The 12,593-nt window shown below is 61.4% G+C and carries 13 protein-coding genes; all 13 read right to left on the reverse strand.

What is annotated here, in order from left to right; all coding sequences use genetic code 11:
• Positions 1-125: 125 nt before the first annotated feature.
• The 13 genes from ACH4K1_RS04920 to ACH4K1_RS04980 all read right to left on the reverse strand — a co-directional run bounded on the left by ACH4K1_RS04920 (position 126) and on the right by ACH4K1_RS04980 (position 12,482).
• Positions 126-992 carry a hypothetical protein gene (locus ACH4K1_RS04920; protein WP_398086742.1) on the reverse strand — a complete coding sequence of 289 codons (867 nt, stop codon included), beginning with the start codon at positions 990-992 and terminating at the stop codon, positions 126-128.
• A 42-nt stretch (positions 993-1,034) separates the two neighbouring features.
• A complete protein-coding gene (locus ACH4K1_RS04925) occupies positions 1,035-1,613 on the reverse strand; it encodes a phage tail protein (protein ID WP_398086744.1) in 579 nt (192 codons plus the stop codon).
• 12 nt (positions 1,614-1,625) lie between these two features.
• Positions 1,626-3,179 (reverse strand): phage tail sheath subtilisin-like domain-containing protein, encoded by a 1,554-nt coding sequence (locus tag ACH4K1_RS04930; RefSeq protein ID WP_398086746.1) that lies wholly within the window; start codon positions 3,177-3,179, stop codon positions 1,626-1,628.
• Between the two features lie 13 nt (positions 3,180-3,192).
• Complete coding sequence (locus ACH4K1_RS04935) at positions 3,193-3,885, reverse strand: hypothetical protein (RefSeq protein ID WP_398086747.1); 693 nt, start codon at positions 3,883-3,885, stop codon at positions 3,193-3,195.
• Positions 3,886-3,936: 51 nt separating this feature from the next.
• Entirely contained in the window at positions 3,937-5,874 is a 1,938-nt protein-coding gene (locus ACH4K1_RS04940; protein WP_398086749.1) for a glycerophosphodiester phosphodiesterase, read from the reverse strand.
• Between the two features lies 1 nt (position 5,875).
• Positions 5,876-6,454 (reverse strand): hypothetical protein, encoded by a 579-nt coding sequence (locus tag ACH4K1_RS04945; protein WP_398086750.1) that lies wholly within the window; start codon positions 6,452-6,454, stop codon positions 5,876-5,878.
• A complete protein-coding gene (locus tag ACH4K1_RS04950; protein WP_398086752.1) occupies positions 6,455-7,270 on the reverse strand; it encodes a hypothetical protein in 816 nt (271 codons plus the stop codon).
• 45 nt (positions 7,271-7,315) lie between these two features.
• Positions 7,316-8,218, reverse strand: coding sequence for a hypothetical protein (locus ACH4K1_RS04955; RefSeq protein WP_398086754.1), 903 nt, complete (start codon positions 8,216-8,218; stop codon positions 7,316-7,318).
• Positions 8,218-8,514, reverse strand: coding sequence for a hypothetical protein (locus tag ACH4K1_RS04960; RefSeq protein WP_398086755.1), 297 nt, complete (start codon positions 8,512-8,514; stop codon positions 8,218-8,220). Before ACH4K1_RS04960 ends, ACH4K1_RS04955 begins: the two co-directional genes overlap by 1 nt.
• The gene (locus ACH4K1_RS04965) at positions 8,514-8,864 is read right to left on the reverse strand and encodes a hypothetical protein (protein WP_398086757.1); all 351 of its coding nucleotides are present in this window, start codon (positions 8,862-8,864) and stop codon (positions 8,514-8,516) included. Before ACH4K1_RS04965 ends, ACH4K1_RS04960 begins: the two co-directional genes overlap by 1 nt.
• Before the next feature lie 108 nt (positions 8,865-8,972).
• A complete protein-coding gene (locus ACH4K1_RS04970; RefSeq protein WP_398086759.1) occupies positions 8,973-9,971 on the reverse strand; it encodes a N4-gp56 family major capsid protein in 999 nt (332 codons plus the stop codon).
• Positions 9,972-9,999: 28 nt separating this feature from the next.
• On the reverse strand, positions 10,000-10,767 hold the full coding sequence (locus ACH4K1_RS04975) for a hypothetical protein (protein WP_398086761.1): 768 nt from the start codon (positions 10,765-10,767) through the stop codon (positions 10,000-10,002).
• Positions 10,767-12,482 (reverse strand): phage portal protein, encoded by a 1,716-nt coding sequence (locus ACH4K1_RS04980; protein ID WP_398086762.1) that lies wholly within the window; start codon positions 12,480-12,482, stop codon positions 10,767-10,769. The genes ACH4K1_RS04975 and ACH4K1_RS04980 overlap by 1 nt, the downstream gene beginning before the upstream one ends.
• Between the last annotated feature and the right edge of the window lie 111 nt (positions 12,483-12,593).

Below are 12,593 nucleotides of genomic sequence, written 5' to 3' on the forward strand. Positions count from 1 at the left end.
GCTCCCACATGGCGTACTGGGCCCAATAGCGGCGCTGCCGGACTGACATGGACCACACGTCGTGGAATCCCCACCCGGACTTCACGCGAGTGACGGTGTCGATTTCCTCGTACACCGTCTCCAGGTCACTCTCCGCGAAACAGGTCCGGCAGTTCGAGAGTCAGCCGGACCTCCTTGCCGCACGCCTCGTGGTCGAAGCGGATGTCGTCCAGGAGCGGTCCCGGCTGTGTCTCGGAAATGAACCGGATGAGCGTCCGCCGATCCGACACGGACAGCGCCTTCGCGAGCTCCACGCCGGTGCGGGTGTCCGCTACACCGTTCTTCGTGACGGAGACCAGGCACGCCGCAAGGAGGAGCGAATTGCGCTCAGGGATCGTGGCGTCCGCGTTCTCGAAGATCGACTCCTGTGCGGCGCCGTCAGGGAGTCGGACGACGGCGGACTTTCCTGCCCGCAGCTCGACCGTGTACTCGTGACGCGGCTTTACCTCTTCCAGCGAAACACGGTCGATCCGGGTAAGGTCCACCTTGGCATCGAAGTACTCGTCGCAGTGCGGGCACTGCACGTTCTGCGCGGTGATGTGCTTGCCGAAGGTCGCGATGCGTACGCCAAGCACCAGCTCATCCCGGTCCCCGATCAGGAGACGCCGGATGGCCTTGGGGGTGGCGGGTTCATCTCCGAGGCGTACGACGGTGCGCTCCAGCAGCATCGACAGCCAGCGGGCGAGCGATCCCTTGACCCGGGCCAGTGCTTCTTCGTCCTCGCCGGTCATCTCGCGCACCTGAGCGTGCGTGACGAGCTCGCCGTCCCAGTAGAGCCCGCCTCCCAGGGTGACGCGGTCGTCTTCCGGGAGAGGGATGAGCGGTGCCTCCCCGACCGATTCCGAAAGTACCTGTGCGACCTGTGCGTTGACGCTCTCGGGACTTGAAAGCGCATCCTCTACCGAGGTTGCTTCGCCACCGATTGCGTCAAAGTCCCACTGAGGGTCCACCATCTTTTACTCCGTATTTTTCGATCGGGGAGGAGTGCCCTACGGTCAGAAGGAAACGACCGAGGACGGACCAGCGTTCTTGTTCGCCAGCTTGAATTCCCAGCCTTCATGCGCAAGGCTAATCTGGTTCATCAGAACTCCGTTAGCGCCCGCGTCCAGAGACCCGAAGGCGAGCGAGGTCGGCCAGGCACGGTGAATTCGCCAGGCCGCCTTTACCGCCCCCTTAGCGGTGGTGCTCGGGTGGTCGATGAGGTAGATCGTGACCGTGGACCGGAAATTCTTGGACCCGTCGTTCGCGCCCGTCCCCTGGATCGCAACGAAGATGTCCTGAAGCCACTTGACGAGACCCTGGTCGTTCTTGGAGGCGATCACCCCCTTGCTCAGGGTGATAGGTGCGAAGTCCGACTGGCCGGGGAGTTTCTGCGTAGTTGTGTTGTGCCCGCCCTGCCGGTAGGAGATGACGTCGGTGGTGACGGAAAGACCGTCGACCGACATGAAACCGAACTGTGGGCTGAGGTCGCTCAGGTGCGGATTGTCGAAGAGGACCCTGAACTTGAAATTCCGTAGTGGGTCCGACGCGAGCGTGGAGCGAGAGTCGTATTGCGTGACGATTCCAGATGCCATGTGCGTAGCTCCTTAGCTTGCGAGGCTGTCTTCGGCCGTGGCACCGGAAGCCATCTGACCAATCTTGATCACGACGAATTCGGCCGGGGTGGTCAGTGAGAGGCCAATCTCGATATTGACAGCGCCATTGGCGACGCTGTTGGGCGTGTTGTTGGTCGCGTCGCATACGACGTAGAAGGCTTCGGCGGCAGTGGCTCCCCGTAGGACCCGTGCCTGCTGAAGAGCGGAGAGCTGGTCCTGGAGCAGCGAGGTGATCTGTCCCCACAGGTCTTCGGAGTTCGGCCGGAAGACGGCGAAGTTGGTGGCCTCGGTGACCAGGCGAGTTACGTACATGAGCGTGCGCCGGATGGCGACGTAGCGGTCAGGTCGGCCTGCCTTGAGCGTGCGGGAGCCCATCGGGATGAGGCCCTCAGAGCCGGGCACGGAACGGATGATGTTGATGCCGAGCTCATTGAGCGTGTCCAAGTCGGCGTTCTGGAACCGGACTTCGGGAGCTACTGCACCGCGCAGCGGGAAGTCCGCGCCAGCGGGCGACTGCTGCGTTCCGGCTCCAGCGTCGGCCTGGGCGAAGAGACCGAGCATGGCCCCGCCAGGAGGCAATACGCGCGTCGCACCGACGGCCTGGGAACTCGGGTCCTGGCAGTGGAGCCACGGGCCGTAGACCGCCGCGTAGCTCGACAGCGTGTAGGGGGTTCCCGAGCTGGTGCCCAGAGGACTGACGTTCTTGAAGTCGGTCACCGTGGACGCGTACGTTGCCGCAGCCCTCGGGCTGTCCACCACCACGAACCGGTTGCCGCTCGCCTCCGCCCAGGCGATCACGGGGTTGATCACCAGTGGGTCAGTGACCCCCGGCAGGTTGACCGTCAGCAGCGGCTCCACCGCGTCCAGGAGCTTCGTCGCGGCCACGAGGTCCGGGGTCGCCGTCCCGTTCAGTCCGCCCGCCAGCGGGGTAGCGGTCTGTTCGGCCGGACGGTGCTTGACGGTCCAGGCCCCCGTGCCGGTGTAGGTGGCGGAGATGTACTGGCTGCCGCGTTCGGACGCGGCTCCCACCATCGCGATCAGGTTGCGTGCGTCCGACGGGTTCAGGGAAACATCCACGTACTGTTCGACCGGTACCGACGTGGATGACCCCTCCCGAATGTAGACGTTGAAGCGGCCGGTGTCCGTCCCTGCCGCAGTGATGGAGATCAGGAGTCGGTTGCCCGTCGCGCCGGGCGCCAGGGCCTTGATCGTGAGAACGGACGACGGAGTGGTCTGGACGTCGTTCAGAGTGACGGAGGCGACCACAGCGTCAGCCGCCACTGCGCGGACCACATAAGCCGACCCGCCTCCGTTGATCAGATACTGGTGCACCGCGTGCGGCAGGTAGCTGGTGCCGTCACCGAATCCGCCGAAGTACGTCTTCCACTCTGCCCAGGAAGAGATGAGTGTAGGCCCTACCGGACCCGCGTCGAACTTGCCGACGAAAGCGGCGATAGCCTGCCCAGGAACAGCAGGTGTAGTAACGAGCGGGGTGAGCGACTCCGAGACAAAGACGCCCGGCCGCCCCACCGTAGATACAGCCATTGGTTCTCCTCAGTTAGCCCGGCTGACCGGGTATGTAGGGGTGTACTTCCAGGTCCACCGTCTCGACCATCGGAAGCGGCGCCGGGTCACCAAGCAGGAATAGTTCGGTGGATACACGAACTCGGTATGTGGCCGTGAAAAGGCGCTTGCCGTCCGAATCGCGTCCCGCACTCATCTCCGGCCCCCCGATGAGATCGAGCCTCCGCACGGTGTCGTCCTGCGGAATCGTGAGAAATCCGAAGCGCTCGGGAAGAAACTCAAAGCGTGCCAGGCGTGCTACGAGCTCGGTTCGATGCTGCACGGTTCGACAGAAAAGTTGCACCTGATAGTCGATCTCATACGGCACGGGCATCTCAGCGAAGAGTGGTACTCCCTGAGCCGCGACACCTTCGGGAAGCGTCTCGATATGGACGAACCCCCGGTGCTCCCTTTCCGGTGCGCGCTCCACTGAGATCTGGGTCAGCATGATCAGAGGGTAGGTAACGTCTTCGAATTCGTCTTCAGGTACACGGAAACGCACGTCCACTGGAATCGGTCGGGCAACAGCTGAGGCTCCTACCGTGAGGCCCGTCAGCTTGGCCTTAAGGGCTCCGTCTTCGTTCAGCAGCCACGGCATGCAGAACTCACCTCTGCCTTCGGCAGAAAGCTCGTGATGATGCCAGTTGGTGCCATCAGCCTCTCCGGATGACCTGTTTCTGATCGTCACCCAAGAATGACACGAACTACGTAAACCCTTATAGGCCCGCCTCGGGAAGAGTTACGGCAGATCGACGACCTCGACATTACGGAAATGAGCTACCGCCGCCTTGGTCGTGACTGACCCTCCACTGAGATGCATGTACCTTCCGCGATGCTGGGAATCAGTGACGACGAGCTCTACTGTCGGCACAACATCAGTCCGCCGCAGAATGACCTGTGTCGCTGTGAGGTCGACCTGAAAAGACATAGCCCCGCCTGCCACCGGTGCCGCCGTTTGAACTTCCGCCAGTTTCACACCCGACGTGTTTCCTGCTGCGTGGGTGTACAGCTGGAGAAGTCCTTCAACCCTGAATACGAGGTGATAGCCACCGGAGGCGTTGGCCTGGTTGAAGCCGTACTTCTCATCGCTGACCTTGCCGAAAGCAATCCCCGCGTGCTGGTTAGCGCCAGGCAAAGTATCGAACTTCATGTCGAAGAAGATGCGCGTCCCCCCGGGCCCTACCGGAGACGGACCGAGCCGCCCCAGGACCACAGCCTCGTTGGGTACGGCATCGATCCGGACCCACCCCCCGGTCTCGTCATACTTGAGGGACTTGGTTCCGTCGTAGTTGGCAGAGGGCAGATTCCCGGGGGATTTGATCCGTGAGGCGAAATCATCCCTTGTGCCCAGAGCGGTACTCCGCCGCACATACAGATACTGGGCGCACATCATTCCATGCACTCCGAGAGAAAGCAGCCTGTCCCTTTCTCCTCTCCTGTGCACCTCCCAGCAGATAACCTTCTTACCTCGGTCCACCACATTACGAATTCTGGCGTCTGTCATCGTGTACGGAACGCCCCAAAAATCTATGTTCGCGTCAACAGCATTGAGTTCTGCATCCGTGCTGTTGGCGTTAACGTACCCCCACACCTGGAACCCGTTCGCGCGAGCCCAGGGCAAGCTGTTGTGCTGAAAGAACTGCTTCCAGACCACAGACTTCTGAGCTTGCGGATACTGATTCAGGAGAAGCTGTTGCAGAATAGGCACCGCAGCGCTCGACTTCGCTTCGAGGAAAATAACGACCTTACCCAGGAAACGGTCGAGAACTTCACGCAACGTCGGAATGGGCTGATCCGTCCACCCCTCCCCCAGCATGAGCTTCCCGTTGGTCAGAACTCGATTCTTCAGCGCCGCGTACGTCCACGTCGAAACATCCCCGGAGCTGTAGGTCGTCCGGTCCAGAGCTTCATCGTGCAGGCAGACCAGAACACCGTCAGCGGTGACGCGTACGGACACCTCGATAGCCAGAGCTCCGGCAGCAACCGATGCCTCATACGCAGCCATCGTGTGCTCAGGGAACTCGCCGCCGGAGCCGCGATGGCAGATGTAGAAGGGCGTCGTGCTCATGAGAGAGGAGACCGTGATGACCGCTTGGGGCAGGAACGCACTCTGCGCGTGTGCCCGGTCCCCGTGGGGGTCCACAGCTACCCGGTGATCCGAAACAGCGGCAGCAACGTCGGTGGACACCGCTGTCTTGTCTGCCTTCGTCGTCGAGAGCTGTGCTACCGCCGAGGCAAGCGCGCTGGCGGCGTGAGCGCGGTCTCCGTGGGGGTCAACGGCCGCTGAGTGCGTCGTGACCGCCGAGGCGATGTCAGCAGTCACGTCCGCCTTGTCCGCCTTGCTGGCGGTCAGCGCGGAGACGGCCGCTGAGAGGGCCTGGCTGGCGTGCGCACGATCCCCGTGAGGATCAGCCGCTGCGGTGTGTGAGGTCACGGCCGAGGCGATCTCTGCGGAGATGCCGCTCGGTGTCGGAATGACCAGGTCACCGAGAGCAGCGGTGACAAAGGCACGGTCCCCATGGGGATCTACCGCAGCAGAGTGTTCCGCAAGAGCTTCGTCGAGGGCCAGCACGACATCGGACTTCTCAGCCTTGGCCTCGTTCAGGTGCCGGATTGCTGCATTGAGCTTGACGTCCCAGTTGAGTTCCAGGTCGTCGGGAAGGTCCAGTTCCGCCATTTCAGTCTCCGTACATTCCAGCACCGTATCCGCCCACACCGAACCCCTGAAAACGCGCGAGCGCCTGCGGGTCGCGGGCATATTGCACAAAGAGTGGGTCATTGACAATCTCATCGGGCTTCAACTGCACTGCATTCAGCTCAACGACAACGTCAGTGCGCTGAATTTGCCCCTGCACGGTGATGGACAGCAAACGGAAGAGTTTGCCGTCATACGCCATCCGGTCACGCAAGTAGGCCGAGGTACGCAAATCCGTGTTCGTCAGACCAGTCCGCGAAAGCTGACGGAAACCACACGTCACACGCAGCGTGTCGTTGGTATAAAAACCACCCTCATGCAGCTCGTTCCCCCCGAAGCCGTGCAGCACGTCGAGCACAGGTACCTCGTGAGGACCGATGAACTGCCGCCCCTCTTCTACCGCCTCTTCATAGACGGAATGCTTCTTCGACTTCTCATAGTCGAAACGCCAATAGCTGACCTGGTCGCCATAGGCGGGCTGATAGCCGCGCAGACCATCTCCGATCTGCTGCACTTCAACTTCCGCCGACCACCGACCACGCTTCCAGTCCAGCCGGGACATCTACCACCACCCCCAGTATGAGATGGAAGGAATACCCGAGGCGTCCTCATCCTGAGAGTCCACAGAAGGTATCTTGCGCTTGGGCAGAGAGTGGTCGTCGTACTCCTTCGCTGTGAACAGCGGCACATAACGTCCTGTGGTCCTACTCACCCGGCGGAGATCATGCATCTCAATCCGCCCCAAACCCACATTCAGCTGTGCGCAGATATCGCGGTAACGTTCCTCAACCAGAGAAATTTGGTTGATGATCTGTTCGTACCGCTGACGACGCGAAATCTGCGTACCGTCCGGCGTGGTGACATCTACCTCGCCCGCCGCATCCGTCGCCAACACCCACAAGGCATTCAGCGTCACCAACAAGGCCACCGGTAGCTCTTCCACTGGAGGTAGGGTCTCCAGTGTCAGCGCTTCATCCCGGTAGCGGATGAAGCCGTGCTCATCGCGGTACCGCGACCGCACCGTACGTCCCTTGGAGTGCTGAAGCAGCGCCTCCGTGAGCAGCTGCTCAAGGTCCGCGTCCGAGAACATCCCGCCGCCCATGCCGGACACGACGAGAGTGTGACCATCAGCCAGTGGAGAGTAGGCGGTTCCCAGCAGAACCCGCCCAGCCCGAGAATCCAACGTGAAGTCCTGCGGCGCCGTCAGCTCCTCGCTTCCAAGGGGGGAAGTGACCGACACGGTAACAGCGTCTACGTTGATCGCAGACAGGTCGTACTGATCCAACTCGCCAGTGCCGACGAACACATCACGAAATGCGGACCCGAAGTCGCCAAGCTCCGTACGAGCACGCTCGATAATGCTAGACCGGTCGGCCAACTGACTCACTCCTTACCTGCACTTAGCCACCCGGGTCGAACTGCGCTAGCCGAGCGTCATCGATAGGGCACCGGCAGATATCTGGAGACTCTCGTTCTGTGCCGCTTGCCCAGCAACGTCGAACGCCCAGGTCATCAGAATTTCTTCGCTCCGCTGATCGGTCAGCGTCATGTCATCGCAGTAGAAGATCTGTCCGGCGGCCGACGCAGTAATCCGAATGACGAACTTGCACTTCGTTACGTTAAGCAGCCGCAGCATAGGCGTGCGGATAGCCTCGATCCAGGTGTTCGAGGTGGCATTGACAGAAGCGCCGGAACTGGTAGTAACCAGATTCCCCACTGCGTCGTACCATTCGACATCAACGATAACGGGCACGGTCACACCAGCCGCGTACACCCACACGCCCGCACGGTAGCTATGATCCGTCACTACAGACGTAAACTCCGCAGACCGGACGCGCACTTCACCAGACGCAACAGACTGCACCGCCATCGATGCTGCACCCGACTTAGCTTGCGTCGTTGACCGCGTCAGCGTGCAATTCGCGAGCGGCTCCCACCCCGAGACGTTCGTTTCGCTGCCGGAAGTGTTGGCAGACAGCAGGTTTCCCGTTACAGCCGGAGCTCCGGAACCCAGCAGCGCGCAATGCGTAACCGGGAACAGGAGACCACCACTTGACGTAAAGGGACCGAAAAGGATGTTGGTCGCGTTCTCAATGCGGGCGGGCTGCCCCGGTGACGGGATACTCGCCGTACTGAAAACGGGGACCTGCCGAAAATATCCCGCACCGGAGGCTTCGGTCAGCTGCGTCGTTCGCGGGTCCGTCGGTGGAGCAGACGTCATAAGGGCAAGGCTCAAGGACTGAGGAGTCGGAGCAAGATCCAAAGAGCGCCCCGACAGATAGTTCAGAGCCGCCTTTGCCGCCCGCGCTGTGATCGACCCAGGCATTACTCGGCCTCCTCGTTCGGCGCGAACATGAGCCGAAAGTCCGACTCGGAGTAGGCGAGAAGCCTCTGCTGCTCGATCCGCTCCCAGTTGCCACCGGGACCGTAGCCCCAATCGGTGTACACGTACCGGGCAGCGACTGTGTACTCCTCTGTCGGGGAGTAATACTCATCCGGAGACAGATAGAAGGCGATCGTCACCTTGGCACCGGCAGGAATTGCTCCTAGCCCGACGCCCAAGTTGTTCTTGAGCGTCCAGGTGTCACCGACGACGATCTGCGCGGGCGGCGGAGTAGACATCAGGCCCAGACCAGACCCTTCTCAAGGAGGTGCTCAGCAACATGCGCCGGAAGGTCGTAGGTACGGCCTTCCTCCAGCTTGTAGTTGTTGTTGACGCCAATGGTGGCCTCAACATCGGCGGTGGCCTTGACGCGCATCTTGGCGCGCTTGACCTCGACCACGGCACCGTCCTTTTCGATGGTTTCCGTGTCCGCGCCGGAAAGGTCAACCGGCTGGAGCTTGTCGGCCTGGCTGGACGCCTGGAGCATGGTGAGCTGGCGAGACTTCTCTTCCAGCGTCTCCGCGTGCTCCTCCTGGAGCTTCGCAGAGAGATTTCCGGTCAGGTCACCAGCGCGCTTACGAGGAGGCATGCGATTCTCCGGTTTGTTGTATGAAAGACGTTCGGGTACAGCCTGGCACTTCTGGCAGAGATAGTGGTACCGGCGCGGACCCAATCGAAGGGTCCGCGCCGGAGTGGGTCAGTTGGTTTCGCTGATCACCACTGCCTGGTCGGTGATAAGCCCCAGGCCCCAGATCGAGTACCACGCCAGCGCGTGTTCACGGCCGAAGTCCAGAACACCGCCGTCGCGGAGTTCGACAGGCAGAGAGATGGCATGCCCGAAGGCGTTGTCCCCGATAGTGATGGCCTGGTAGACCGGCGCCGGAGAACCCGTGTTTCCGTTTGCGACCTGTGTTACCTGGGTCGTCTCGATAAACACGTTGTCGTTGATCCTGCCAATCTCGCCTAGCATGAACGAGCCTGGCTGGGTGTACTTTGTGACCTCAATCCACTCGGGGTCATCACGCAGTCGGCGCGACTGGTGCGGGTGCACGAAGGTGACAAAGCTGTCCCCGAGGCGAGGAACGTTCTTCGTCGCCAGGGTCTCGGTAATGTCCTTCGTCAGGGCAGCCGTGAAGTCGTACTGGCCGGTGAGCGCAGCGCGGTTCGCGGCAGGAGTTCCCCGGTCGTACGGAGAAAGCGGCGAGCGCTGGGCCTCGGTGAGCATGAACTTGTCGTAGCCGTAGAGCACGGAGCTGGCCTGGAGAAGGGTGTCCCTGGCCTGAGCATCGAGGTACATGGCCATGTTGCGGCCGAGGAGACGCGAGGCCGTGGCCATGACGTCGTCGAAGGACGCGTTCAGCAGAAGCTCCGAGACGGCGATTGCCATGCCGTGCTCCGCCACGGTGATGGAGAACATGGATGCCGCGAGAGCGTTGGTCTCCATGCGCACACCTTCAACGAGCTGCTTGGCAGCCGGAAGGTTGTTGTACCGGGCGAAGTTGACCGTGAGCCCAGGCTGAACTCCGAGCTCGGTCTTCTTCACGGCGAACTGCTCGAAACGCAGGATCGGCATTGACTGGAACAGGATTTCCTTGCTCCAGATGGTCTGAATGACCGGGCTCAGCTGCGAGTTCGCGCCGCTGTAGTTGGTGGGGTTAGCCGAAAGGAACGGCGTACCGGTGATGGCATTTGCCATGGTGTTAGGTCCTTAGAACTCGGGGGTGCTAGCCGAACAGTCCTCGGTTGCGAGCGTCTCCCCCGATGAACTGGCCCCGCACCTTTTCCGCGTACTCCTTCAGCGACATGTTCGCGATGTCGTCCCGGGAGTAGTTCTGCGTGGTGGGAAGCATGTCCATCGGTCCGGCCGAGTTGAATCCGGCCGGTGAAACGCCCCTTTGCTGCGCGCCGAGCTGCTGCTGAGTTCCACGAACCTTTTCTGCGATTGCTGCGCTCTTTGCCTTGAGCCGCTCAATGGAGGCGTCGATCTCCTGAGCGGTGTTGCCGTCCACCAGGTCGATCAGCTCGGGAGCGATGTTGCTGCTCTCCTCGGTGATACGGCGCTGGGTGTAGTCCCGGAGAGCGGCGAACTCCTTCTCCTTCGCCACGAGCTCACGTTCGACCTCGCGCTCCTTCTCCAACTGGGCGATGCGCTCGGCCCATTCGGCGTTGCGCTGGTCCAGGAGCTCCTTGGCGGACATCTCCGCCTCGCGCTTGGCCTTCGCCTCTTCCTCGGCCTGCTGCTGGGCTGCCAGGGTGGCCGCCTCGCGGTCCTCCCGCTCCTTGCGGAGGGTCTCCAGCTCGGCCGTGATGGTGGGAAGGGTGCTGGTGGTCTCCCGGAGCTTCTCCAGCTCGCGGTAGAGCTTGTCCTTCTCCTGCTGCCGGGCACGGGCGAGGTCGTCCTCGGTGTACGTACGGGGCGCGGAGGGCTGTCCCTGCGGGCCGTTATCCGGAGCGGGCGGAGTGATCTCGGACGAGGGGGTGGGCATGGTCATTATCTCGACTCCTGTGCCGTGTCGTTCTCCGAATTTCGGCGCGGCAGGGTTCGAGTCCCATGGGCCTGTGTCACGAGTTCTGTCAAAACTTTGTGTGCGTCATTCTGTGGCGCCAGCCCCAGATTCATCGGGCTGGTTGCCGGTTGCCCTTCACTCGCGGGAGTGGCGGGCGCAGGCGGGGTAACGCCGTCTGGCGCTATTCCCGTCTCCTGGAGAATAGCAGAATTGATCTGGGCCCTTAGCATGTCGAGGGCGCCCTGCTCTTCGACATCCTTGACGAGCTCTTCGTAGATCTCCTGCATCTTCTCGTCAGGGAATTCTTCACCGAGTGCCTTGAGCGCACCCCGCTTGGATTCCAGGCCGAGCTCCATCATCATGCTGATTTCGTTGAGCTTGACGAGGACGTCTACCGGCATAGGCTCCGGCCACTCGCAGGTGGTCAGGTATACCTCGGGGTCGGCCGGGTCTATTTCGGCGTCTTGGTCGTCGTGTCGAATTCCCTCGGTGTCCGGGTCGAACCGCAGCATCTCCGGCTCGAAGAGGAACAGCGTGCGCAGGGCGAGCTCGTTGATTCTCCGGAATCCGGTCTCGTAGACCATCTTCTTGATGTTGGTCTTCTGGACCATAGGGGCGTATTGAATGGCCAGGGCAACCCCGGCCGTGTTTGAAACAGCCTGGACCTGGCCTAGCGCCGTTTCTGGCACGCCAGTCATTTCGTGCATCATGCGCTTGAGCTGGTCCATCAACGCCAGAGGTCCATCCAGGTCGACAAGGCCATCCAGGTTGTTGATCTTCGCATCCTTGTTGGGGATGGACCAAACCTTCTTCGCTCCACGCTCAAGGTTCGACGCCTTCGCCCCCAGCACTACCGTCACCGGTTCGGCGTGATAGGCCACGATTTCGCTGATCTGTGTGGCGGTCTCGTTGTACTGGCGGTTCAGTGCCAGTACATCCTGCATATCTGAAAGGCCCCAAGGGCTGCCAGGCACAGGGGTGTTCGGGATATGTGCGACAGGGATCGTTCCCAGCGGGTTCGGGCGAGGGTTGACTATGCCTTCGCCCTCGATCAGCTGGTCGTTGATGTACTCCGCGATGGTGTCATCGGTGATGACTTCGGCGTAGGTGTACGCCTGACGTGTCCCATCTGTCCCGATGCCCCAGAACCGATACTTGAGCTTGAACCTGATGAGGCGTTCACGGTCGTGCGGATGCCATTCAGGAAAGCAGTGCGCGGAGTTCAAGGGGAGGATTCGCACTCGGGCCGGATGCTGGTTTCCAGCCGGGTCTTCATAACCCGGATCGTAAGCGACCTTGATGAACGCGTCACCGGAAACGCTGCCCTGAAGACCCATTTCCCACACGAGGGCCTTTTTGTTGTTGTCCACTTCCCAGATGCGCTTGAGGAGCGCGGGCACAACATGCTCGTACTTCTTTGATTCCGAGGTGAAGTGCACTCCTCGTCCGAAGGCGAAGTTGACGCCGTACTCGGTGAGGGCTCTGGCGTAGTTTGCCGTGACCTGGGTTTCCCCGGGGGCGGCGCGGTAGGCCCACATGTAGCCGAGATAGGCGGCCCAGTAGGAGGCGTAGCGGGCCATGCGCTGGCCGTGGACTTCGAATTCTTCGTCCGACAGTTCGATGAGGCCGAGAGGGCTGACCGATACTGCAAGGTCGCTCGCTGCTGCACGCATTCCGGGAGGTGCAAAAGAGATCGACATACTGCCCCTTGATTCAGCCCCGGTACGGGGTTCGCTACGGAGGCGCTGAATACAAGGGTGATCACGAATGCGCTGTGGCTAATCCTCGCATAGGAGTCGGTCGTGCTGGTA

Origin of the sequence: Streptomyces sp. NPDC017448, from assembly GCF_044330565.1 — a bacterium.
Classification (GTDB): domain Bacteria; phylum Actinomycetota; class Actinomycetes; order Streptomycetales; family Streptomycetaceae; genus Streptomyces.